Below are 24,141 nucleotides of genomic sequence, written 5' to 3'. Positions count from 1 at the left end.
GATGACCCTACTTTTAATATAGTAATACGAAAAACGCCGCATGAGGCGGCGTTACTCTCAGAAAATAAAGTGATAGCTCGTTTTCTGGTGATATATTTGATTTGGCTGTGAAATACCGCTGTATTGCTCCCCCCATTCAGGGTGGTTAACGGCATCCGGTGGAAACTGAGTTTCAAAGGCCACACCTGAAAACGGGGTATAATGACGTGATTTTCCCGGAACCGAAATCAAATAATTCCCTGTATAAACTTGCATTGCTGGCAAAGTTGTTGCGATATCCATTCGAACATCACCTTCTGGTGAAAAGAGTGAAGCGACCGTTTGCTCACCATCCGTAAGCTCTGGAGCCAAGATCATCGCATGATCATAACCACCAACTGCTTTTTGATCATCGTCTTGCAAAAAATCATAGCCTATACGCTTTTTACGACGAAAATCGAAAAACGTCTCAGAAACATCACGCCATTCGCCTGTTGGGATCCCCCCCTTATCGGTAGGCAGATAATGGGTGGCCGCTAGTTGTAAATCGTGCTCTAAGGCCGTTCTCGCCGAATCTTCCCCTGCTAAATTAAAATAAGCATGATTGGTTAAATTTACAGGGCACAACTCACTCACTTGTGTACGATAGTCGATAATGACTTTATTTTCATCCGTTAATACATAGCGGACTTCAGCTTGTAATTCCCCAGGAAATCCCTGATCGCCATCTTCTGAAACCAACGAAAAAATTGCCTCATATGGGTTAATTTGAGTCACCTTCCAAACACGATAACTAAAATTATCCCGACCGCCATGTAAACAGTGTTCACCTTGATTACTTGTCACCTGATACTCACGACCCGCTAAATTAAAACGGCCATGTGCAATCCGGTTCGCAACTCGCCCAATGGTTGCACCTAGATAAACGCCTTGATCCATTTGGGCCGCCATATTCGGTGAACCGAGTAAAACATCACGTTTACCTGCCGACATGGGTAATATGCAGCTTATCCAACTTGCTCCCAAGGTTGACAATAAAATTTTCATGCCATGTCTGTTGGTCAATGCAATCACTTTAGATGCACGTGCCACATACCCTTGGTCTTTCGATAACTGCATTCTTTTCTCCCTACAATTTTCATGCATTCGCCATGATCCCAGCACCATCACTAGGCTGGCAAACATAAATATCGGCCTTCAGCCCTGTCAGCGCTTGATACTTTTGCTCAACCGCATCAATGACAGGAGTAACGAGTTGCTGTTTCATCAATGCCACCACGCAGCCACCAAAACCGCCGCCTGTCATCCTCACGCCGCCTTGATCCCCCAGAACCGCTTTCACAATCTCTACTAAGGTATCAATCTCTTTTACGGTAATTTCAAAATCATCCCGCATAGAAATATGTGACTGCTCCATCAGCATACTCAATAGGGGAAGATTATTTTCAGTTAAGGCTTTTGCGGCAGCAAGTGTTCTGTCGTTTTCGCTAATAACATGCTTAGCGCGTTTAGCCACTAGAGGTGTCAATTCCCCCTGCTTTTGGGCGAATTGTGCCAATGTAACATCCCGCAAAGCTTTCACGCCGAATTGTTTCGCCGCAGTTTCACATTGCTGACGTCGAATATTATACTCACTATCCACTAATCCGCGTTTTTTATTTGAATTGATGATCATGACGACAAGATCATCAGGAATTGGAATCGGTGCTAACTCTAGGCTACGGCAATCGATTAATAGTGCATGCCCCTCATCACCGCAAGCAGAAATTAACTGATCCATAATGCCACAATTACAACCGACAAATTGGTTTTCAGCTTGCTGACCATTCAAAGCGATGTCTTGTTGGCTAATCTCCAATTGATACAATATCTTTAATGTCTGTCCAATCACCACTTCCAGTGAAGCCGACGAGCTAAGTCCTGCTCCTTGAGGTACATTGCCACTTACCGCGATTTCACATCCGCCAAATTGATACCCTCTGGCTAATAGATATTTAACGACGCCCCGAATATAGTTTGCCCACATTTTTTCAGGCAAAAATAGGATCTCTTCATCAAGGCTAAACTCATCAATATCATAGCCATAATCGGCTGCAATCACGCGAATTAAACGGTCAGGGCGCTTTCTGGCTGCCGTCATTGTTTGATAATCAATTGCACAAGGTAAAACAAACCCATCATTATAATCGGTGTGTTCACCAATAATATTCACACGTCCTGGCGCTTGCGCATAGACCTCGGGCTGAGCATCAAAGCCCTTAATAAAGGCTTCTGTCACTTTTTGTTGGAGTATTTCGATGCTATTCATAGCAACCTCTCGATAATATCTGGGTAATAATGGAATGGCTCGGCCATGCTGGTTGTATGCTCTAAATATTTACTGCTGCTTGTAGTGAATATCACTGACACCCCGTAACCTTTCCGCTGCTTGTTCAGGGGTTAAATCACGTTGAGTTTCAGCTAACATTTCATAGCCAACCATAAATTTTTTGATTGTCGCTGAGCGCAACAAAGGCGGATAAAAAAGAGCATGAAGCTGCCAGTGTTCAATCTCTCGGTTATCACTAAAAAATGGAGCGAAATGCCATCCCATCGAGTAAGGGAATGCACAATGAAAGAGATTGTCATAACGACAGGTGAGCTTTTTCAGTGCAACACTAAGGTCATCGCGTATCTCTACACTCATTTCATTCATACGCCGAATATGTATTTTAGGCATTAGCATGGTTTCAAACGGCCAAGCCGCCCAATAAGGCACAACAGCAAGCCAATGTGCTGTTTCCACTACCGTTCTAGAGCCATCTTTCAGCTCTGCCTGTGCATAATCCAACAGTAAATTGCTTCCTTGCTGCTGGTAATACTGTTTTAAGTGCTCATCTTTACGAGCAATTTCATTAGGCAAGAAATCACTCGCCCAAATCTGCCCATGAGGGTGTGGCTGAGAGCACCCCATCACCTCACCTTTATTTTCAAAAACTTGTACCCATAAAAACCGTTGGCTGAGTTCATCAATTTGCTGCTGCCAAGTTTCAATTACACGGCCGATTTGAGCTGTCGATAGTTCAGGTAAAGTCTTACTGTGATCAGGTGAAAAGCAGATCACTCGGCTCAAGCCACTGACCGCTTGTGTTTTAAATAAAGGCGATTGTTCTTTTGGCTGCGCACAAGACCTAGGTAATAGTGCAGAATAATCGTTTTGAAACACATATGTATCTTGATAATCAGGATTGATATCACCAGAAACGCGATGGTTGGTTGGGCATAAAAAACAGTTTCCATCGTATTTAGGCAGTTGTTTCACTTCCACCTTCTCATCTTGCCCACTCCAAGGTCGTTTAGCACGATGAGGTGAGACCAAAACCCATTGTCCTGTTAATGGGTTATAACGCCGATGCGGGCAATCTGATGGGTTGAACGCTATTTTATCCATGATGTTCTATTTCTCCTGTATCTATTACGATTCATAGCCATTAGGGTTTTGAGACTGCCAGCGCCATGAATCCATAGCCATGTCATCAATGGTACGAGTTGCCTTCCAACCAAGTTCGCGCTGTGCTTTTTCTGATGTCGACCAATACTCTGCGATATCACCGGCCCTTCTTGGCACAACAACGTATGGGATTTCCCTGCCGACAGCTTTTTCAAATGCGTGTAGGACTTCCAATACACTCGTTCCTCTCCCCGTACCGAGGTTGTAAATATGTAATCCTGCCTGCTGACTAACCACTTTCAGTGCAGCCACATGCCCATCCGCTAAATCCATAACATGGATGTAATCACGCACACCTGTTCCATCAACAGTAGGGTAATCGTTTCCATAAATAGACAATTTTTCTCGTCTGCCAACGGCGACTTGAGCAATATAAGGCGTTAGATTATTCGGTATACCTTGCGGATCTTCCCCCATCAAACCCGAAGGATGGGCACCAACTGGATTGAAATAGCGTAATAAGGTCACAGACCAATTTGGTTCGGCGATCACCAAATCGGATAAACAGCGTTCAACCATGTATTTGCTTGTGCCATACGGGCTTTGTGTATTGCCAGTTGGAAAGTTTTCTGTAATAGGCACCGTATCCGGTTCACCGTAAACAGTCGCGGAGGAGCTAAAGATGATACGATGTACGCCAGCACGCTGCATACATTTGGCTAGCACCAAGGTGCCATTAACATTCACATCATAATATTCGAGTGGTTTTTCTACCGACTCACCAACGGCTTTTAACCCCGCAAAATGGATCACTGCGCTGATTTTATGTTCAGAGAAAAGACGGTTTAACAGAGATTCGTCACGAATATCACCTTGATAAAAAAGCGGGCGCACTGCGGTTAGCTTTTCAATACGATTGAGCACTTCCTCTTTCGCATTGCACAAATTATCAATAATGATTGGAGCAAACCCAGCTTGGATCATCTGCACACACGTATGGCTACCAATATACCCCATCCCCCCTGTGACAAGCACTTTTGTTGGCTGCATCGTTTACCCCTTGATTCTATTAAGGATATGAAAATTCACTTTGCAAAGTATAGCAACGGGCTAATACCTTATTCTGTGATCTATCTCGCGATAGTGTAAACGTTTACACAAATAACCCCAATAAGGGGCTTTTCAGAGGCGAAGAGCGATGCATTTTCAATATGTTCAACACCGGCCACATAGTGAAACAGTTTGTGAAATAAAGCACGATTGAGATATAAAGAGGTTTAATCAGGAAGATAGTTTGAAGAAAAAACCGAAAGCGAGGCCCTTTCGGTTATTTTTCTATTGGCGGTTTTCAACTAATGAATACATTCTTTATCGTAAGGATCTAAGTGAGTCATGACATTGAGGATTTGCGGGTTTTCCATTAATTTATCACGTACATTTACCGCAATTTCATGGCCTGCCACAATCGACATATCACCATCGACCTCTAAATGAACATCAACTAAATAGAAATCGCCCGATTTACGTGTTTTCAAATCGTGAAACCCTTTGATCCCCTCAATGTTTTCAAGCACAGTACGAATTTCTTGCAATGTTTCTTCATCCGCACCTTTATCCATCAGATCTTGCATTGATTGATAAGTAAATTTATAGCCCATGCGGAAAACAAAAGTACCCACAATTAATGCCGCGATAGGGTCAAAAATTTTCAAACCACATAAGCTACCAATAATCCCAATCGCGACAACCAGTGAAGATGCCGCATCTGAACGAGCGTGCCAAGCATTCGCAACCAACATGCTGGAGTTGACCTGATTGGCAACTTTTAACATATAGCGGAAAAGCCCTTCTTTCGCCACCAACGAGACCAATGCTGCGACGAGAGCAATCGTGTGAACTTCTTGGATTAAATCAGGGTCAAGCATTTTTTGTACAGCCGACCAAATCATGCCAACGCCAACAATCAATAAAATAATCCCTAAGATCAATGAAGCACCATTTTCATATCGAAAATGGCCATAAGGATGGTCTTCATCAGGCTTTTTATGACTCTTTTTATTGGCAATTAATACAACAAAGTCAGCAACGAGATCTGATAATGTATGAATACCGTCGGCAATTAACCCTTGAGAATGAGAAATAAAACCAATGATAATCTGCCATATAGAAAGCACCATATTCACAATGACACTGACTAAGGTGCTTTTTTTAGCTGCATGAAACTTTTTCTGCTGAAGAGTAAGCTCATCACCTGTCGTATTTAATATTTTCTCTTTGTCCATAATATATTCTTAATGAAAAGCAAAATAATTATCATTTAATTAAACTTTTTAAATCAATTAGTTATGAAACTCACTGTAAATACTGACATATAATTAAAGAAAAGTCTTGTTATTTAATTGTAGTCTATCGAATTGAATGATAATCGTTATTTTTATTATTTTTGTATTAAATTGAATAGCAGAAAATGATAGTTTTTTTGTTTAAATTACATTGATTTAACAAAAGTTAAATCCTTTATACTATATTAAATCTTAACTGCTATAATGGCTTGAATAAACATATGAATGAGGTGGTTATGTATAATAAAATTTTAGTTCCTATCGACCTATTAGAAGACTCACTTAATCCACAGATCATTAAACATATCGAAGAACTAGCAAAATTAGGCTCACCAGAAATTCATTTTTTATCTGTGATCCCAAGCGCTGAGCTATTTTTTGGTATTGAAGTGACTATCTTACCTGAAAGTCATAAAAACTCGGCAGAACGCTCCGTGCTTGCTCTGAAAGCATTAGAAGACGTGATCAAAGATATTAATATCGCCGATGAAAGAATTACCTGCAAAATTGGCATTGGCTCCGCCAAAGACGAAATACTCAGTTATGCCGATGATATCGGTGCGAGCTTAATTGTACTCGGCTCTCATCGTCCAAGTGCCTCCACCTATTTATTAGGCTCTACGGCATCAACTATCGTACGCCATGCAAAAACATCTGTCTTAGTTATTAGATAGACATAAAGGAAAGTGCCACAGCATTAACCGTGGCACTTATAGGATATGTTATTTCTTGACCGAATCGAGCAGTTGATCATCCGTTGACCAAATACGATATTTCACATCCATATCTTTCGGAGCGTAAACTACAATAGGCAATTTGCTGTTATAACGAACAAAAGCATCATCACCAAGTTGCGTAGTCACAAAACGTTCTTTTGCAGGCTCTGAACATGCCATCATCGTTGAAGCGGGCCCTTTAACATCTTCTAACTGATAATAACTATAGCCCCAACCTTCCAGTGTTTTTTCTTCTAGATCGCCCATAAACCATTGACGGTTACAATCTGCTTTAATGGTTTTACCGATCACAAGCTCAACCTGATAATTATCTTCATTCGGTTTTGCTGCCAACTGGATCACATGACGTGTCATGCCATTTTCTGCTTTAGGATAAGGTGCGATCTTTTCTAACTCCCCTGTCGCCATTGCGCAAGACGATACTAAGGCTACTGCCATTACAGATAAAATCGCTTTTTTCATGATAAAATCCTATAAAATGCAATCATATTAATAAAAAATAGAAATCTTTTTACCTAGAGCAAGTGAAAAATACTACAATTTACACTATGGATAATTCTTAATTTCAAAAATAAGAAAATATAACTATCTAATTCAATCCCATCATAGCTAATTTTAGTAGAATGATCATAAATTTGATAAAAACTATGTAAATTCTTCTCTGTTTTAATGCATAAATAATAGACAGTGCTTATACTGGAGATGAGGCTTAAATACATTCTGAGGAGGTACTATGTTATCTACAGAGCAAGATTTAGTTTCAAAGTTAATATCTACTCATCCCCGCTTCCAAAATCTTTATGAAAAACATCATCAGCTCGATAAAGAGATCAGCAAATTAGAAGGCCCTTCCGGTGCTGGTTATAATGAGCATGTTGCTAAGCTTAAAAAAGAAAAATTGCATATAAAAGACGAAATGCAAAAAATAATGCAATCGGCAAATAAAGGTTAATATTCAATTTACTAGGCTAAATAAGTAAGTTTTTATCTTGTTTTTGGTTTAGTTAAACCTTAATTAACAATTTATATTACTCATTTTCTAGTTAATTTTATCTTATTGTTTATTATGGCATAAGTCGTTACTTATGCCATTTTCGGTTTATCTTCTTATCATGCCGACTTTCTATTCCCTCCAATAACATGTATATTAAATGCAATTTATTGTAGATAGATTGAGGTGCACAGATGGTTGGGAAACGTATCCAACGGGAAATAAAAACTATCGAAAAAATGATCCAACTCTACGAAAAGGCACATCCTGCACCGGCTGATTCGCCAGAACAATATAAAAAGCTCTATGCCTATGCAATTAATCGGCTCGAAAAATGCCGTTATGGAGAGCAAAAGCCTGCTTGTAAACAATGCCCAATACATTGTTACCAGCCAAAAATGCGAGAACAAATGAAAATAGTAATGCGCTGGGCTGGGCCAAAAATGTTACTCCATCACCCCATCTTAGCCATCAGACATTTACTTGATGACCGAAAGCCAGTTCCTGAACTCCCTGAAAGAAAACGTAATAGAAATTCATCCACAGATAATTAACCGCTAGATAACTTTTTATTTACATTGTGATATTCGCTGGGTTTATTAGTTTGCTAAAATATATTGATAATGAGTGTGATGATAATAAAAGAAACAATCATTAAATAATCTTAAAAGCCCCCTTTCTTAACGCCAACTGTTGCCCTATCAATTTATGGCATGCTAATTGTCATTTATCGCTTAGCCCCCTAAACACTTGTAAATCTTTTTTAACTCGTCAATAGGTTGCTTCCTCGACAGAGCTTATATCCATTTCATTTGAGTGACGTTTCTCTAAAAATTAGTACCCCATGATAACTAATAATCAAAATCTATGTTTATAGAACTATCAAAAACCATACTTTTAGAAAATATGTTTAATAAATGAGATTTCTATCTCAAATATTGTGTGATTTATGTTATTACGACAAATATTTATTATCGTTACATGTAACAAAATTAATTGATAACATGGCTAACAGATAAAAACATAAAATTTATTTATCAGTACTATATTTTCCGATATTAATAACAATAAAAGCTATCACTATATTTTCCTCCTAATATGCAGAAAAAGGTGGCTTACCCCATCTAGATCAAAAAACACCAGAATTGAATAAAACCATTAGATTACTTTTTATGCTACTAAAAACCATTTATTAGTATTAATCACTATACAAAAACAACTAACTAGTTATAAATAACTAAAAAACATCTTTAACAATACTTTTTTCGAGCAAAAAAAGATATTAATTCGGAAAATTAGCATTTGGAAACATTTATTAATATTTAGAATTAATCTGTGACACAAAAAAGCTGATTTATATAATTTTGATCAATCAGATAAAGATGAATTTATTGTTCATCTAATAAATAGATAAAGGAATTCAACCTTAACTTTACATTAACAAATTCAACATTTAATTAAAAAATTAACACTCAGGATGCGTTATGCAAAATGATAGCAATGTAACTAACCGTCGTATAAAAAGAGTCTTGGTTAATAAAGAGAACCCGTATTCTATCATCGACCAACCTACAAAAGGATTAATTATTATTGAAAAGGGCAGCTTGATATGGGAAAGCCCTACATCAATAGAAACATTACACTGTGGTGATATTCTTTATCACAAACAAGGTTCATACGCTTTAAAAAGCACGGATGATGAGTCAGATTGTGAATTTCTTTGGATATCCTTAGAAGATCAATTTTTACGAGAGTTCATTAATCTTTATGGCAGCCAATTGAGTGAAATTGAACGTACAGAAACCAATAGCTATGATGTGATTAGGTTTACTACATCAACACTCATTGATGAATTAAAAAATAGCTTTAAAGCCATCGTTGACCAACAATACCCTAGATTACTGGTGACATTACGTATATCTGAGTTTCTTTTATTGCTTTCTTATAGTGAACAAGGCTCAAAGCTGCTGGCTAATTTAAGACAACTGAGTAATCGACAAGCAGAACGATTACAGAATTTCATGGAAAATAACTTTTTAAAAGAGTGGAAGCTGGCTGATTTTGCGAAAACATTCGGTATGGGCTTAACAACTTTTAAAGAACTATTTAATGCGGTTTATTCAACCTCACCACGTTCATGGATCAGCGAAAAAAGAATTATGTATGCACATCAATTGCTTGTAAATACTCAAATGAGTATCGTTGAAATATCAATGGAAGCAGGCTTTTCAAGTCAATCTTATTTTACACAAAGCTATCGTAAGCGTTTTGGGTATACGCCAAGTAAATCAAGATCACCGACTCACTGATGTGATGATTTAGATTATTTCTAAAAAATACATTTGCCCTGTCAGTTATAGATATGTGTGCATTGCCCTATATACTGACAGAAAGGCAGATAATAATTAGCTAAACGCCTGCCCTTCCCTAACTGAATTGCTCTCAATTCGATGGTTCTAATCTCTATTTCAGTGGTTTTTCAATAATGGATAACGGAAAAAATTTCAGTACTTATGCAGGGACGATAACAAAAAAGGCCGTTTACTAAATTAGTAAAACGGCCTTTTTTAACTTTTTGATTATGGTTATTTAGCGCTGATAATTTTTAAATCAATAATCGACATTGAGTTTGGCGGAATGACCCCAGGTATTCCATCGACGCCATAACCACCTTCTGGCTTAATATAAACCTTAACCATACCCCCTTCACCCGCTTTCTCAACAAAGGAGTTCAACGGTGCGGGTAGTTCACTATAAGGCAATGTGACAGGCTCTTGATCCTTATACAGTACCGTCAGAGTTCCATCAGTAAGCTGTTCTCGCATAATAAATGTGATATTTTTCTTCTGCACATTGGTAATTGGCTTACCTTTTTGCAGGATTTTATAATACGTAAAGCTATCAAGCTTACTGTATTTCTGCTTAGTGATTTCCTCAATTATACGTTGATTACGCTTTGCATTCGCTTGAGCAATTGCCTTTAGCTCTTTTTGAGACAGTTGCTTTTTAGGTGCTCCCATAATCGATGTAGAGCCACTCGGCGCTATTTTCGCTTTTAACTTGTCATTTTCATCTTGAAGCTGCATGACTTTTTTATTTAACTCCATGATCTGGGCTTTAAGCGCTTCATTCGAAGTTAATGACATTTGCTGCTTCAATTCAGCTTCTAGTTTCTTCAATTGATCTTTAGCTGTTGCTAACTCTTTTTGCAAATTAGCACTGTCAGCTAACTGTTTTTTCAGTTTTTCTAACTCAGTATTCTGAGATTGATATTTATTATCAATTCCTTTTAGCTTCTCAGCATCCAGTTTTAATGCACTGATTTGTTTGTTCGCCTCGACTAACTGTTTATCAATCTCAGCCGCTTTTTTCTCTTTAGTCGTAATATCAGTTTCAAGGCGTTTAATTTGTTGCTCACGCTCTTTAGCTTGTTTTTCAACTTCCGCTTTTTGTGCTTGTAACTGTTTTTGAGCAGCTTTCAATTCAGCTTCTAATGCTTTATGTTGCTCAGTCTGCGCGGTTTGTGCCGTCAACACGGTTTGCAGTTTCGCGGCCTGCTGCTCGTTATCTTTTAACTGCGCTTGTAGCTGCTTATTCTGCTCGGCTAACTGTTTCGCTACGGCCTGTTGCTTCGCCAGCGCTTCGCGTGTCGCTCGACTATCTTCTTCCGCTTTCTTCAGTACCGCTTCTTGCAATTTTAATAGCGATACTTGCTGAGTAAGCTCAACCGTTAATGATTTCACTTGCTGATCCGACGCTTGCGTCATTAGCTGCTTCTGCTTCTCAATCTCTTTTTGTAACTGAGCGATATCAGTATTCGCTTTTTTCAGTTGAGCCTGAGCGGTAGTGAAGCCTTCTTCTTGCTGCGTTAATTTCGCTTGTAGCTGCTGCTGGGCTTTCTGACTTGCTTCATATTGCTTCGCTAATGCCGTTTGCTCCGTTTTCTGTGCTTGTAACTGTGCTTGAGCCGCCTTCAATTCAGCTTCTAACGCTTTTTTCTGCTCCGCTTGTGCCGTTTGAGCCGTTAACGAGGCTTGCAGTTTTGCGGCCTGCTGCTCGTTATCTTTTAACTGCGCTTGTAGCTGCTTATTCTGCTCAGCTAACTGTTTCGCTGCGGCCTGTTGCTTCGCCAGCGCTTCGCGTGTCGCTTGGCTATCCGATTCCGCTTTTTGCAACACTGCTTCTTGTTTCTTCAATAACGCGATTTGTTGGTTAAGATCAGCCGTTAATGCTTTTACTTGCTGATCCGACGCTTGCGTCATTAGCTGCTTCTGCTTCTCTATCTCTTTTTGCAGCTCAACAACATCCGTATTGGCTTTTTTCAGCTGAGTTTGCGCTGTTGCAAACTCCTGCTCTTGTTTCGCTAATTTTTCTTGTAGCTGCTGCTGGGCTTTCTGACCTGCTTCATATTGCTGCGCTAATGCCGTTTGCTCCGTTTTCTGTGCTTGTAACTGTGCTTGAGCCGCCTTCAATTCAGCTTCTAACGCTTTTTTCTGCTCCGCTTGTGCCGTTTGAGCCGTTAACGAGGCTTGCAGTTTTGCGGCCTGCTGCTCGTTATCTTTTAACTGCGCTTGTAGCTGCTTATTCTGCTCAGCTAACTGTTTCGCTGCGGCCTGTTGCTTCACCAGCGCTTCGCGTGTCGCTTGGCTATCCGACTCTGCTTTTTGCAACACTGCTTCTTGTTTCTTCAATAACGCGATTTGTTGGTTAAGATCAGCCGTTAATGCTTTTACTTGCTGATCCGACGCTTGCGTCATTAGCTGCTTCTGCTTCTCAATCTCTTTTTGCAGCTCAACAACATCCGTATTGGCTTTTTTCAGCTGAGTTTGCGCTGTTGCAAACTCTTGCTCTTGTTTCGCTAATTTTTCTTGTAGCTGCTGCTGGGCTTTCTGACCTGCTTCATATTGCTTCGCTAATGTCGCTTGCTCCGTTTTCTGTGCTTGTAACTGTGCTTGAGCTGTCTTCAACTCAGCTTCTAACGCTTTTTTCTGCTCTACTAACTGTTGCGCTGTGGCCTGTTGCTTCGCCAGCGCTTCGCGTGTCGCTTGACTATCTGACTCCGCTTTTTGCAACACCGCTTCTTGTTTCTTCAATAACGCAATTTGTTGGTTAAGATCAGCCGTCAATGCTTTTACTTGCTGATCGGACGCTTGCGTCATTAGCTGCTTCTGCTTCTCAATCTCTTTTTGCAGCTCAACAACATCCGTATTGGCTTTTTTCAGCTGAGTTTGTGCTGTTGCAAACTCTTGCTCTTGTTTCGCTAATTTTTCTTGTAGCTGCTGCTGAATTTTCAGACTTTCTGCATACTGTTTCGTCAGCGAATCTTGCTCTGTTTTATTCGTTTTTAACAGTTGTTGTGCCGCTTTTAGCTCAGCCTCAAAAGCTTTAGAAGCTGCTTGCTGTTTCAACAGTTCAGCTTGAATATCGCTATTTTGTTTTTGAGTTAACTGAAGTTCTGACTCTTTTTGCTTCAGTAATTCCTTCTGTTTTTCAAGTGAAGCAGTCACGAGTTTAACTTGCTCGTCACTATTTTTATTTAATCGTTCCGCCTGCTCTTTTGCATCCGTTTCTAATTGAGTTAGCTGGGCGGTTAATTGTTCAACTTGCTTCTGAGCATTTTCAAATTGTAATTTTGCTTGCTCTATTTGTTTATCTTTCTCAGCAAGTTGTTTTTCTGCTAATGCTTGAGCTTGAATACTTTCGCTAAGTTTTTTCTCAAGTGCCGCAATTGATTTCTGCGCTTGTTGATTCTGTGCAGTGAGTTGTTCTAAATTATTTTCTTTATCTGCCAGTATATTTTTAACGGAGTTCAATTCATCCGTCAGTAATACAATGGTTTCTTTATCATCTGTTGCACTTAGTTTTTCACGTAACAAAGCAACTTGATTTTTATTTTCGGCAAGTTCGTTATTGATACGCTCTATTTCAAATTGTTTCTCGGCGATATCATGACTGAGTTCCGCTACACTTTTATTATGTGCAATTAATTTTTCGACTAATTGCCTATCGGTTAAAAGTTGATGATAAGCAATTAACTGACCAGCGCCTTGAGCAGCACCAAATCTAAATAGGTGAGTCGATTGTTGTTGCGCGAGTAGATCGGCAAGCTGTTCTAGGTAAGCCGTATTATCACGCAATACCCCCATTGAGTACTTAGCAGAGTAAAGCCCTAATGGATCTAGAACAATTTGGTATTTAGCAAAATCTTTCGATAAATACTGTGGATGCCATTGGTTTGAATTAAAGAAATAAGGATAGGATGACAATAACAAAGACTGGTGTGCTGAACCAGTTTGTTGATCCACAATGCTTTCTTCTGGTAATGGGCATTCAGACAAAGCAACTTTAGGTTGTTCTGTCATCTGACCTTTAGCTTGTGTAGCTACTTTTGTCGTCGTAACTTTAGTCTGGGTCTGCTGAGTGACCGCCCCTTTAGCTTTAGGTTGGGTACGTGCAGGCGTTTTACTTTGGCCTGCATTTTTACCCGCAGCAGATTTAGATTTTTCTTTTGGCTCAGGAGCGAGCGGTAAAGATGAAAATGAGTCATATCCCTGACCTTGAATATTCAATGGCTTTTCCGGCACTTTACCTTCCTGCTCTAATTGCAGGTAAGTGTCAAAGTCATCAATGACATTATTGAAGCTATCCGATTTTGCAAATTGACTAAAAGCAGCCGAAAAAATGGCCAAAGATATACAAAGTCTTAGGTTAATTCTCATAATCCACTAATTTTTTCCAATGTTGATTCGGTAGACAGGACTGAGTTATAACGAACTTTCGCGCAAAGAACTTTTGTTTTAGCTTCTATTGCCATTTGTAACAGTTCAATCGTGTCTGGACTTGCTGTCGATGCGACTTGTTTATAAAGCTGATTAATTTCGCTCACTTCTTTAAAGGAACCGACTAAGCGATTGTAATCTGCTGGTGACAGTGTTTTCAGTGCATTAAGTTCTTTAATACAGGTGCTTAAACTCTGGAATGACTCACCTTCGCTTCCAGATTGATTTAGCATCGTAGGATTTTGCCCAGCGGGCTTATGATTAATTGCCGTGTTTAAAACAGTCTGAGAATCAGCATGGGAATAATCCATGTACTGCTGCCCCGTCGCTGAATTAGCCGTTGATGAAGCTGTGGCATCAGTTTTTTCTGAATAATTCGTGTTAGAGCCCCAAGAACAGCCAGAGAGAATTGCTGTCCCAGCCAAAAGCAAAGACGCAACAAAAATTTTATTGTTTGAAAACATATAGTTACCTTACCAGCACTTTTCTTCGCTATTATAATGACATTCAAGAAACCTAGTGTAAGCTAAAATTTATCTATTTTCTATAAGCCCTAATCTAGAAATAGAGTCATCTCATAAATTTTGGTTAATTATTTTAATCTTAGCACTAAATCGGTATCGACCCCATCATTTTTAATGCAATAAAATTACTAAGAACACTTATTTTGAGTTTTATAAATAATAACTGTAAAAAATTATCATCTAACGATCTCAAGCGAAACCTTTATCCGGTTAATAAACAATTCCACTGCAGGACGGCGGTGACTATTTGATTTTTCTGAAAAGTACAATATTTCAATATATGAAATATTTTCTAACAAAAAAACAAATTCGAATCTTTTATCTATTAACATTTTGTTAAGTACATTACACTTATTATGTTATAAACATAAAAATGATGTCTGAGTATTTCCACTTAAGCGCAACAATAAAAAATAATTAAGCCCTATTGATAAAGGAAATACATTAACAAAAATAATTTAACTTAAGTAATAATTTAATAATCGCTAACTGTACTAACGTATTATTTAACGATTTAGGATTGGATAAAACAATGCCCAGACTCAGCTGGGCATTGTTATTGATAGCACTAAGCTTTAGATGGGCGTAATGCAGGGAATAAGATCACGTCACGGATCGTATGACTGTCAGTAAATAGCATGACCATACGGTCAATACCAATCCCGAGGCCAGCCGTTGGCGGTAAACCATGCTCTAATGCGGTGACATAGTCTTCGTCATAGAACATCGCTTCGTCATCACCTTCATCTTTCTGACGAACTTGCTCAGCGAAACGCTCTGCTTGGTCTTCAGCGTCATTTAACTCAGAGAAACCGTTACCGATTTCACGTCCACCGATGAAAAACTCAAAACGGTCGGTGATAAATGGATTTTCATCATTGCGACGAGCTAATGGTGAAACTTCCGCTGGATATTCAATAATGAAAGTTGGTTGGATCAGGTGGCTTTCTGCAACCTCTTCAAAAATTTCACATTGAACACGACCTAAGCCCCAGCTATTTTCTACCTTGATGCCGATAGACTGGGCAATTGCAACCGCTTTATCCATATCATCCAAATCAGCAACGTTAGTTTCAGGACGATATTTACAAATGGCTTCCTTCATGGTCAATTTGGCAAATGGTTTACCAAAATCAAACTCTTGCTCACCGTATTTAACGACAGTGTTTCCTAAAACATTCTGCGCTAACGTGCGGAATAACTCTTCAGTCAGATCGATTAGGTCACGGTAATCAGCATACGCCATATAGAGTTCCATCATAGTGAACTCAGGGTTATGACGTGGAGACAGGCCTTCGTTACGGAAGTTGCGGTTAATTTCAAACACACGTTCGAAACCACCAACCACTAAACGTTTTAGGTACAGTTCAGGAGCGATACGCAGATACATATCGATATCCAGCGCATTGTGGTGAGTCACAAATGGACGAGCAGAAGCACCACCAGGGATAACTTGCATCATTGGTGTTTCCACTTCCATAAAGCCTTTGCCGACCATAAAGTTACGTAGCTCAGCTAAGATCTTCGAACGAACCATAAAGGTGTGGCGAGATTCATCGTTGGCAATCAGATCAAGGTAACGTTGACGATAACGTGTTTCTTGGTCTGCTAAACCGTGGAATTTGTCCGGTAATGGGCGCAGTGCTTTCGTCAGTAGACGCACTTCGTGACAATGGACAGTCAATTCACCTGTTTTGGTTTTAAATAAGCGGCCTTTAGCGCCTAAAATATCGCCTAAATCCCACTTTTTAAATTGCTCGTTATAAACGCCTTCCGCTAAGTCATCGCGAGAAACATAGATTTGAATACGACCACCCACATCTTGCAGGGTTGCAAATGATGCTTTACCCATAATACGACGAGTCATCATACGGCCAGCAATGGCGACTTCAATATTTAAGTCTTCTAGCTCTTCCGCTGATTTTTCATCATATTGTGCGTGGATCTTTTCCGATGTGATATCACGACGGAAATCATTCGGGAATGGGATCCCTTTTTCACGTAAAGCAACGAGTTTTTCTTTACGTGCTTTCAATTCGTTATTCAAATCGGGGGCTTGTTCTGCACCCTGTTGTTGCTGCTGAGACATTTTTTCCTCACAGGCCAGCTTTCAAGCTAGCTTCAATGAATTTATCCAAATCACCATCCAGTACGGCTTGCGTATTACGCGTTTCCACACCAGTACGTAAATCTTTAATACGTGCATCATCAAGGACATAAGAACGAATTTGGCTACCCCAGCCAATATCCGATTTATTCTCTTCCATCGCTTGCTTATCAGCATTCTTTTTCTGCATCTCCAGTTCATAAAGCTTCGCTTTTAACTGGCGCATGGCTTGATCTTTGTTTTTATGTTGCGAACGGTCATTCTGACATTGAGTCACAATATTTGTAGGTATGTGCGTAATACGTACTGCTGACTCAGTTTTGTTTACGTGCTGCCCACCCGCACCAGAAGCGCGGTAAACATCAATGCGTAAATCTGCTGGGTTAATTTCGATATCAATATCGTCATCAACTTCAGGGTAAATAAAGGCGGAGCTAAACGACGTATGGCGGCGGCCCCCTGAATCAAATGGGCTTTTACGCACGAGACGGTGTACGCCGGATTCTGTTCTTAGCCAACCGTAAGCATAATCACCGATAACTTTAATGGTTGCCGATTTTAAACCCGCCACATCGCCATCTGATTCTTCAATAATTTCTGTTTTGAAGCCTTTCGATTCTGCCCAACGTAAGTACATACGCATTAACATACTGGCCCAATCTTGGGCTTCAGTACCGCCAGAACCGGCTTGTAAATCAATGTAGCAATCAGCGCTATCATATTCACCAGAAAACATCCGGCGAAACTCAAGCTGCTCTAGTTTTGCTTGGAGCTGAGTTAACTCTTCACCTGCTTCATTAAAGGTGTCTTCATCATCAGCTTCAATAGCAAGTTCGAGTAAGCCTTCAACGTCTTCAAGGCCTTGGGTCATTTGATCTATGGTGTCAACAATCGCCTCAAGAGAAGATCGCTCTTTACCTAACGCCTGTGCTCTTTCAGGTTCGTTCCAGACATCTGGTTGCTCAAGTTCCGCATTAACTTCTTCTAAGCGTTCTTTCTTGGCATCATAGTCAAAGATACCCCCTAAGGACCGCTGTTCGCTCAGATAGGTCCTGAATCTTACTTTTTACTGGGTTAATTTCAAACGTCATTTTTCAATGTCTTATGTTTGGTCGTTATAAATAGAATAAATTCTTCACAAACCGTCAATGATAACGGAATTTCACTAAAATTTATAGCACTGCAAAAGCGAATCTTACCTCTCATCGACGTAAACTGAGAAAGTTCCCTTATTCAGGCCAAATGTGCTCAACCATCAGTTGAACACTCTTTTGACCTCGAAACTCGTTAACATCTAGTTTAAACGCAATTTTTGCGCGTTTCACACTATTATCGGGCCACCGCCGCACATCGATATTAAACATAATCGCATCCAGCATTGGCCCTCCCTTCACTGGCTCTAACATCATTTTAAGATGGCGTTCACCCACTAAGCGCTGTTGCAGCAACCGAAAATAGCCGTCAAAAACAGGCTCAGGGAATGATTGCCCCCAAGGGCCGCTTTCACGTAGTAACTCAGCAATTTCTAATGTGAACTCATCCTGTTTGAGTTCACCATCACTCCAAACAACACCTGATAGCTGATCGGGTTGAATAAGTTCCCCCATCAATGATTCAAAATGCTGCTTAAATAAGCCAAATTTACTCTCTTCTAGGCTCAAGCCAGCCGCCATGGCATGACCACCAAATTTTTGCATTAGCCCCGGTTGTAAGGTATTTAGGCGCTCTAATGCATCGCGCATATGCACCCCTGGTACTGAGCGCCCTGAGCCTTTTAATGTGCCGTCACCCGCGGGTGCAAAAGCAATCACAGGGCGGTGATATTGTTCTTTAATCCTTGACGCCAATATTCCCACAACCCCTTGGTGCCACTCAGGATGATAGATAGCTAGCCCATTGGGTAATTGGCTATCACTATACTCAATTTTATTAAATAACACGGAAGCTTCTTGTTGCATCCCCGCTTCAATTTCCCGCCGTGCTTGGTTTAATCCATCCAGCTCGTTAGCCAGTTCTCGCGCATAAGCCATATCATCGGTCAGGAGTAATTCAATACTCACAGACATATCATCTAAACGCCCTGCGGCATTCAAACGAGGCCCTAAAGCAAAACCAAAGTCGTTGGCGACCAAACGAGAGCATTCCCGCTTTGAGACCTCGATTAATGCTTTGATCCCCGCACAACAACGCCCCGCCCTGACACGATGCAGACCTTGATGCACTAAAATACGATTATTAGTATCAAGTGGAACAACATCTGCCACTGTTCCGAGCGCAACTAAATCTAAGAATTCGGCTAAATTAGGTTCGCTCATTCCCTGCTTAACAAACCAGCCTTCTTGGCGCAATTTGGCGCGTAACGCGGACATTAAGTAGAAAGTCACGCCAACGCCTGCTAATGATTTAGAAGCAAATTGGCACCCTTCTAGATTAGGGTTAATAATGGCATCGGCCTTCGGTAATACATCTCCCGGAAGATGGTGATCCGTCACAATGACCTTAATATCATGCTGCCTAGCCGCTTCGACACCTTCGTGTGACGAAATACCATTATCAACGGTGATGATAAGATCCGCGCCGCGTTTGTAGGCTTCCTCAACGACAAGAGGCGTCAGCCCATAACCATTTTCAAACCGATTTGGAACAATGTAATTTAAGTTCACATATCCCATTGATTTTAATGCACGAATAGCTAAAGCCGTACTCGTAGCGCCATCAGCATCGAAATCCCCTACGATGGTAATTACGCTATGGTTCTCCAATGCACTATAAAGTAGCGTTAATGCGTTATCTATCCCTGATAACGTGCGGTAATCTAATAAGTTAGCGGCTTTACGCTCTAGCTGTGAAATATCCGTCACGCCTCGATGGGCATAAACTCGCTGAAGGATTTCAGGAAAACCATCCAGTGTTTTAATATCCTCAGCGAGTGTACGCTGGCGTAAAAAAGTTTCTACATTCACAATGGTTAACTATTTTGTTCGAGTATCTTTAACAGTTTATCGGGGGATAAATAACCCGACAATAATTGCCCATCAGGTAACACGATCGCTGGCGTTCCTGTCATTTTAAATTGGCTACCTAACTTAACGTGTTTACTGAGATCAATTTTACATTCATCAATCATGGCAACTTCGTCACCTTTAAATGCTTTAGTTAATGCACTTTGAGGGAGCGCATTACACCATATAGATGCCATTTGTTTTGCGGACTCATGCTCCAAACCTTGGCGTGGGTAAGCGAGGTAACGTACTGTGATACCTTTGCTATTTAATTCACCAACCGATTCATGGAATTTTTTGCAGTAGCTACAGGTAATATCGGTAAATACTGTAACCACATACTTCTCTTTCGGCGCTTTAAAGACGATCATTTCATCTTTTAGCGCTTCAACCTTTTTCATGAGTGGTTGATTAGAAATGTTGACTGGCATTTTGCCGCTTAAATCATAAATAGGGCCTTGTAATAAATATTTCCCATCATCAGTTACATAAATAATACCATCTGAAGTATCAATAGTATTAAGCCCTACAATAGGCGATGGTTTGATTGATTCTACAGAGATATTATATCTGGCAAGCTTCTCTTCAATCACTTTATCATCTGTTGCCGCAGACACTGAGGCGGAAAATGTTGCAATGCAAGCCGCCCATAAGAGTAGTTTATGTTTCATAATTATCCTTTAACGCACATCACCCCCTTGGATGATGCTGCTCATGTAACATGCGCAAACGCTCGGTTGCGACATGTGTATAAATCTGTGTCGTAGAGAGATCACTATGCCCTAATAGCATTTGCACAACTCGTAAGTCGGCGCCGTGATTCAGTAAATGTGTCGCAAATGCATGGCGTAGAACGTGTGGTGATAACGCTTCAGAATCGATATTCGCAATCACCGCATAATGTTTAATACGATGCCAAAATGTTTGGCGCGTCATTTTTGTGCCACGTTTGCTAGGAAATAAAACATCACTGGCTTTACCATTGAGTAAGTCAGGCCTACCTTCTTCAAGGTATTTTTCTACCCAATAAATAGCCTCTTCTCCCAGAGGAATCAATCTTTCTTTATTCCCTTTCCCCACAACACGTATGACACCTTGCCGTAGGCTAATATCGGAGAAAGTTAACCCCACCAGCTCTGAGACTCGTAACCCACAAGCATACAGGACTTCCAACATCGCTTTATCGCGAAGCTCAAGAGGATCCTCGGTTGCAGGGGCATTCAGTAGATCTTCAACCTGCTGTTCACTCAAATCTTTTGGTAGCCGTTGTGGTATTTTAGGTGCGGCAATCACCGCTGAAGGATCATCAAGCCGTATTTTTTCACGATAAAAATATTGGAATAAACGCCGCATAGCGCTTAATAGACGCGCAGAGCTAGCCGCTTTGTATCCCCCTTCAATCCGTTCTGCCAAAAACGATTGTAAATCGATTGATTGAACACTTTCCAAATCCAATTGATTCGCTTCCAGCCACTTATCTAATAATTGCAAATCTAAACGATAAGATGCCAATGTATTTTCAGCGAGATCTTGCTCTAACCAAATGGTATCAAGAAATTGCTCAATTAATGGATTAAGCTGTTTGGTTTCCACGCTGCTTATATTCCTCTTCATAACCGCCACGTAAGCTATTATACCTATCCTATCTCAAGTTACAGCGCTATTGGTGATGTTCGGTTCGTCTTCTCATCCCCCTAAAATATTGAGAGTGTGTGCCCGATACCGTTCATTCTGTTACAATACCTCTCTACTGCAATGAAAACTAGTTACATTAACATGAAAATAGGTCTCTTTTACGGTTCTAGTACTTGTTATACCGAAATTGTCGCGGAAAAAATACGCGATATCCTCGGTGAAGATTTGGTTACATTACATAATGTCAACGATACACCGCCTGAACTGATGGAGCAGTATGACGTTCTCATTTTGGGTATCCCTACGTGGGATTTTGGTGAAATACAAGAAGACTGGCTGGCAATTTGGGATGCGCTTCCCAATCTTAAGCTTAACAACAAAATTGTTGCTATGTATGGGATGGGCGATCAGATTGATTATAGTGAATGGTTTCTTGATGCACTAGGCATGCTATATCATCAACTAAAGCCAACAGGGGTGCAATTTGTAGGCTTTTGGCCACTCGATGGTTACCAATTCGAAAGCCCGAAAGCACTGACAGAAGATGGTACACAGTTCGTTGGTTTGGCTTTAGATGATGTGAATCAATTTGAAGAGACCGATGAGCGTATCGCACAGTGGTGTATGCAAATCTTAACCGAGATTGAAGAATTACTGTAAGTTGACTATGCTGACTTTCCCCATTACTGCAATAACCCCTAATGATTAAATATCAGGATATTGCAGTAATAGTTGGTTTAAATTACGCCAGCTCTCTTCTGATAAGGCATCTTTTGCAACCCATAAACGGATCTTCTGTGGCTTACCTTGTAAGGCACTGAGTGTCAATAATACCCCCACACGGCTACACCAAGGTTGCTTAACGATACTCCACTCATTCTTTTTCCATTGGACTTTATTGCCATTAACCAGTACCGCAGTCCCTTTGATTTTGCTGATGCTTTTTTGGCTTTTTGCCCAGCTAGCAATCACAATCACTAACAGCGGCAACCACACCATTGAATTCCCTGGCGCCCATGGTGCGACCAATAGAATAAAGCCGACTACCCCATGAGCACAGGTTGAAAAAAGCTGAGTTTTCCATGAAATGGAGAGATTAGATTTCCACAGGACCACGATTTTTATTTCTTTCCTGAATCAATTTAACCATACCAAACAACTCATCGTCGTCTGGGCGCCCATGATTCATTAACCAGTTAAACAGATCAGGGTCTGCACACTCAAGTAAACGAACAAAAGTACGTTTGTCCTTGTCAGAAAGTCCTTCATATTCATATTCAAAGAATGGCATGATGGAAATATCCAACTCACGCATACCACGACGGCAAGCCCAATGAATTCTTGCTTTATTCTCTATATCCATTCCACTACGACCTTATTTGTTGCAGTTAACTGATAAGATTAATTATTTTCAATACTCTAACAGATAATTGATTGGGAAAACATGACCTATCGTACAATGTCGATAATTTTCATCACTCTATCGCGCTTTTATCCAAGAATGCCGATTAAAAATATTGAATAATTGATAGCGCATCATAATAACTACTTGCAATGTAATCCAGCTCTTTTACCATTAACCCCCTTCTGATACGAAAGAAAAACAGGTGAAATCATGACTACTGAAGTTGCTCACTCAAAACAATTCCCTCTTGATTCTCAGTCTTTACCACTTATATTGATTTCACTGGAAAACTGGGGATTAATTCATTTGCATGGCCTTGATGCTGAAAAGTACCTTCAAGGGCAAGTTACGGCTGATGTTAGCGCAATGACACCAGCACAACACACCTTAACCGCTCACTGTGATCCTAAAGGGAAAATGTGGAGTGACTTGCGTCTATTCCACCACCTTGATGGTTTCTCTTATATTGAAAGAGCCAGCGTACTTGATAGCCAATTAGCCGAGCTAAAAAAATACGCGGTGTTCTCGAAAGTCACCTTTGAACATAAGCAAGAGCTAAAATTACTCGGTGTCGCGGGGAAAGGGGCTCGCGAAGCATTAGCCACTATATTCACTACGCTACCTGATGCAGAAAACCAAGTCACCGTTGATGGCGTCTCAACAATTTTACATTACGCATTGCCTAACGAACGTTTTCTTATCGTCACAGATCAAGCAACTGCACAAAAAATTACCGACTCGCTTAATGCGGAAGTGGTTAATGATGAGCAATGGTTATCACTAGAAATAGAAGCGGGATACGCCGTTATCGAACAAGCCAGCAGCGCGCAACATTTGCCTCAAGCCACCAACCTGCAAGCCTTACCTTATGGTATTAGCTTTAAAAAAGGTTGCTATACCGGACAAGAAATGGTCGCACGGGCAAAATTCCGTGGCGCCAATAAGCGGGCGATGTATTGGCTGAAAGGCACAGCAACATCCGTTCCGGCAGTCGGTGAAGGTGTAGAATGGCAATTAGGTGATAAATGGCGCCGTACCGGTACTGTTCTTGCTGCGGTGAAATTAGCAAATGGTGAAGTGAATATTCAAATCATTATGAATAATGATATGGAAGCGGATAGTGTATTTCGTGTTACAGGGGATGAGCAAAGCCACCTAACTATTCAGCCACTCCCTTACTCGTTGGAAGAAGAAAAATAATTGAGGTTTT

21 protein-coding genes are annotated in these 24,141 nt (G+C 40.4%); 6 read left to right on the top strand and 15 right to left on the bottom strand.

Annotated features, from left to right (window positions below):
• Positions 1-57: 57 nt before the first annotated feature.
• The 5 genes from galM to I3B46_RS06990 form a co-directional block, all read right to left on the bottom strand.
• The gene (gene galM, locus I3B46_RS07010; RefSeq protein WP_104872859.1) at positions 58-1,098 is read right to left on the bottom strand and encodes a galactose-1-epimerase; all 1,041 of its coding nucleotides are present in this window, start codon (positions 1,096-1,098) and stop codon (positions 58-60) included.
• A gap of 19 nt (positions 1,099-1,117) precedes the next feature.
• Complete coding sequence (gene galK, locus I3B46_RS07005) at positions 1,118-2,278, bottom strand: galactokinase (protein ID WP_392504923.1); 1,161 nt, start codon at positions 2,276-2,278, stop codon at positions 1,118-1,120.
• 78 nt (positions 2,279-2,356) lie between these two features.
• On the bottom strand, positions 2,357-3,409 hold the full coding sequence (locus I3B46_RS07000; RefSeq protein ID WP_004921656.1) for a UDP-glucose--hexose-1-phosphate uridylyltransferase: 1,053 nt from the start codon (positions 3,407-3,409) through the stop codon (positions 2,357-2,359).
• Positions 3,410-3,433: 24 nt separating this feature from the next.
• A complete protein-coding gene (galE, locus tag I3B46_RS06995) occupies positions 3,434-4,459 on the bottom strand; it encodes a UDP-glucose 4-epimerase GalE (RefSeq protein ID WP_004921658.1) in 1,026 nt (341 codons plus the stop codon).
• A gap of 302 nt (positions 4,460-4,761) precedes the next feature.
• The gene (locus I3B46_RS06990) at positions 4,762-5,691 is read right to left on the bottom strand and encodes a cation diffusion facilitator family transporter (protein ID WP_014656378.1); all 930 of its coding nucleotides are present in this window, start codon (positions 5,689-5,691) and stop codon (positions 4,762-4,764) included.
• 296 nt (positions 5,692-5,987) lie between these two features.
• On the opposite strand from I3B46_RS06990, the gene I3B46_RS06985 reads away from it, so the two are divergent.
• Positions 5,988-6,425 (top strand): universal stress protein, encoded by a 438-nt coding sequence (locus tag I3B46_RS06985; RefSeq protein WP_104872860.1) that lies wholly within the window; start codon positions 5,988-5,990, stop codon positions 6,423-6,425.
• 48 nt (positions 6,426-6,473) lie between these two features.
• Here I3B46_RS06985 and eco read toward each other — a convergent pair whose 3' ends face one another.
• On the bottom strand, positions 6,474-6,950 hold the full coding sequence (eco, locus tag I3B46_RS06980) for a serine protease inhibitor ecotin (protein WP_004921671.1): 477 nt from the start codon (positions 6,948-6,950) through the stop codon (positions 6,474-6,476).
• 271 nt (positions 6,951-7,221) lie between these two features.
• On the opposite strand from eco, the gene I3B46_RS06975 reads away from it, so the two are divergent.
• From I3B46_RS06975 to I3B46_RS06965, 3 genes are all read left to right on the top strand, one after another.
• Complete coding sequence (locus I3B46_RS06975; protein ID WP_004921673.1) at positions 7,222-7,440, top strand: DUF465 domain-containing protein; 219 nt, start codon at positions 7,222-7,224, stop codon at positions 7,438-7,440.
• A 233-nt stretch (positions 7,441-7,673) separates the two neighbouring features.
• The gene (locus tag I3B46_RS06970; protein WP_004921676.1) at positions 7,674-8,033 is read left to right on the top strand and encodes a nitrous oxide-stimulated promoter family protein; all 360 of its coding nucleotides are present in this window, start codon (positions 7,674-7,676) and stop codon (positions 8,031-8,033) included.
• Between the two features lie 930 nt (positions 8,034-8,963).
• Entirely contained in the window at positions 8,964-9,788 is an 825-nt protein-coding gene (locus I3B46_RS06965) for a helix-turn-helix transcriptional regulator (protein ID WP_004921678.1), read from the top strand.
• 276 nt (positions 9,789-10,064) lie between these two features.
• Here the strand turns inward: I3B46_RS06965 and I3B46_RS06960 are convergent, their stop codons facing one another.
• From I3B46_RS06960 to xerD, 7 genes are all read right to left on the bottom strand, one after another.
• Positions 10,065-14,168, bottom strand: coding sequence for a hypothetical protein (locus I3B46_RS06960; protein WP_163761963.1), 4,104 nt, complete (start codon positions 14,166-14,168; stop codon positions 10,065-10,067).
• Between the two features lie 26 nt (positions 14,169-14,194).
• On the bottom strand, positions 14,195-14,722 hold the full coding sequence (locus I3B46_RS06955) for a hypothetical protein (protein ID WP_004921685.1): 528 nt from the start codon (positions 14,720-14,722) through the stop codon (positions 14,195-14,197).
• A gap of 628 nt (positions 14,723-15,350) precedes the next feature.
• Positions 15,351-16,871, bottom strand: a complete 1,521-nt coding sequence (lysS, locus tag I3B46_RS06950) for a lysine--tRNA ligase (RefSeq protein ID WP_004921686.1) — start codon at positions 16,869-16,871, stop codon at positions 15,351-15,353.
• A gap of 7 nt (positions 16,872-16,878) precedes the next feature.
• A protein-coding gene (gene prfB, locus I3B46_RS06945) for a peptide chain release factor 2 (RefSeq protein WP_101495230.1) occupies positions 16,879-17,980 on the bottom strand; the annotation gives its coding sequence in 2 pieces (ribosomal slippage) (positions 16,879-17,901 and positions 17,903-17,980; 1,101 coding nt in all).
• Between the two features lie 138 nt (positions 17,981-18,118).
• A complete protein-coding gene (recJ, locus tag I3B46_RS06940; RefSeq protein WP_004921693.1) occupies positions 18,119-19,852 on the bottom strand; it encodes a single-stranded-DNA-specific exonuclease RecJ in 1,734 nt (577 codons plus the stop codon).
• Between the two features lie 5 nt (positions 19,853-19,857).
• Positions 19,858-20,562: a bifunctional protein-disulfide isomerase/oxidoreductase DsbC gene (gene dsbC / locus I3B46_RS06935; RefSeq protein WP_004921696.1), complete on the bottom strand. Its 705-nt coding sequence runs from the start codon at positions 20,560-20,562 to the stop codon at positions 19,858-19,860.
• A gap of 19 nt (positions 20,563-20,581) precedes the next feature.
• Entirely contained in the window at positions 20,582-21,505 is a 924-nt protein-coding gene (xerD, locus tag I3B46_RS06930) for a site-specific tyrosine recombinase XerD (RefSeq protein ID WP_004921697.1), read from the bottom strand.
• Positions 21,506-21,667: 162 nt separating this feature from the next.
• On the opposite strand from xerD, the gene fldB reads away from it, so the two are divergent.
• Positions 21,668-22,186, top strand: coding sequence for a flavodoxin FldB (fldB, locus tag I3B46_RS06925; protein WP_014656387.1), 519 nt, complete (start codon positions 21,668-21,670; stop codon positions 22,184-22,186).
• Between the two features lie 45 nt (positions 22,187-22,231).
• Here the strand turns inward: fldB and I3B46_RS06920 are convergent, their stop codons facing one another.
• Together I3B46_RS06920 and sdhE are read right to left on the bottom strand one after the other, a co-directional pair.
• Entirely contained in the window at positions 22,232-22,642 is a 411-nt protein-coding gene (locus tag I3B46_RS06920; protein ID WP_036941148.1) for a protein YgfX, read from the bottom strand.
• The gene (gene sdhE, locus I3B46_RS06915) at positions 22,623-22,889 is read right to left on the bottom strand and encodes an FAD assembly factor SdhE (protein ID WP_004921708.1); all 267 of its coding nucleotides are present in this window, start codon (positions 22,887-22,889) and stop codon (positions 22,623-22,625) included. The genes I3B46_RS06920 and sdhE overlap by 20 nt, the downstream gene beginning before the upstream one ends.
• A 252-nt stretch (positions 22,890-23,141) precedes the next feature.
• On the opposite strand from sdhE, the gene ygfZ reads away from it, so the two are divergent.
• The gene (gene ygfZ, locus I3B46_RS06910; protein WP_004921711.1) at positions 23,142-24,131 is read left to right on the top strand and encodes a tRNA-modifying protein YgfZ; all 990 of its coding nucleotides are present in this window, start codon (positions 23,142-23,144) and stop codon (positions 24,129-24,131) included.
• Positions 24,132-24,141 lie beyond the last annotated feature (10 nt).

Origin of the sequence: Providencia sp. 2.29, from assembly GCF_015832305.1 — a bacterium.
GTDB classification, from domain to species: domain Bacteria; phylum Pseudomonadota; class Gammaproteobacteria; order Enterobacterales; family Enterobacteriaceae; genus Providencia; species Providencia stuartii.
Note: the sequence above shows the minus strand (reverse complement) of the source record. Positions and strands in the feature narration are given on the sequence as shown.

What these genes read in the sequence shown, in the direction of transcription:
- lysS (WP_004921686.1), bottom strand. Translation starts at nt 16,871, where the DNA reads ATGTCTCAGCAGCAACAACAGGGTGCAGAACAAGCCCCCGATTTGAAT.
- galM (WP_104872859.1), bottom strand. Translation starts at nt 1,098, where the DNA reads ATGCAGTTATCGAAAGACCAAGGGTATGTGGCACGTGCATCTAAAGTG.
- ygfZ (WP_004921711.1), top strand. Translation starts at nt 23,142, where the DNA reads ATGACTACTGAAGTTGCTCACTCAAAACAATTCCCTCTTGATTCTCAG.
- I3B46_RS06965 (WP_004921678.1), top strand. Translation starts at nt 8,964, where the DNA reads ATGCAAAATGATAGCAATGTAACTAACCGTCGTATAAAAAGAGTCTTG.
- I3B46_RS06955 (WP_004921685.1), bottom strand. Translation starts at nt 14,722, where the DNA reads ATGTTTTCAAACAATAAAATTTTTGTTGCGTCTTTGCTTTTGGCTGGG.
- galE (WP_004921658.1), bottom strand. Translation starts at nt 4,459, where the DNA reads ATGCAGCCAACAAAAGTGCTTGTCACAGGGGGGATGGGGTATATTGGT.
- I3B46_RS06970 (WP_004921676.1), top strand. Translation starts at nt 7,674, where the DNA reads ATGGTTGGGAAACGTATCCAACGGGAAATAAAAACTATCGAAAAAATG.
- eco (WP_004921671.1), bottom strand. Translation starts at nt 6,950, where the DNA reads ATGAAAAAAGCGATTTTATCTGTAATGGCAGTAGCCTTAGTATCGTCT.
- xerD (WP_004921697.1), bottom strand. Translation starts at nt 21,505, where the DNA reads ATGAAGAGGAATATAAGCAGCGTGGAAACCAAACAGCTTAATCCATTA.
- I3B46_RS06985 (WP_104872860.1), top strand. Translation starts at nt 5,988, where the DNA reads ATGTATAATAAAATTTTAGTTCCTATCGACCTATTAGAAGACTCACTT.
- fldB (WP_014656387.1), top strand. Translation starts at nt 21,668, where the DNA reads ATGAAAATAGGTCTCTTTTACGGTTCTAGTACTTGTTATACCGAAATT.
- dsbC (WP_004921696.1), bottom strand. Translation starts at nt 20,562, where the DNA reads ATGAAACATAAACTACTCTTATGGGCGGCTTGCATTGCAACATTTTCC.
- sdhE (WP_004921708.1), bottom strand. Translation starts at nt 22,889, where the DNA reads ATGGATATAGAGAATAAAGCAAGAATTCATTGGGCTTGCCGTCGTGGT.
- I3B46_RS07000 (WP_004921656.1), bottom strand. Translation starts at nt 3,409, where the DNA reads ATGGATAAAATAGCGTTCAACCCATCAGATTGCCCGCATCGGCGTTAT.
- I3B46_RS06975 (WP_004921673.1), top strand. Translation starts at nt 7,222, where the DNA reads ATGTTATCTACAGAGCAAGATTTAGTTTCAAAGTTAATATCTACTCAT.
- I3B46_RS06990 (WP_014656378.1), bottom strand. Translation starts at nt 5,691, where the DNA reads ATGGACAAAGAGAAAATATTAAATACGACAGGTGATGAGCTTACTCTT.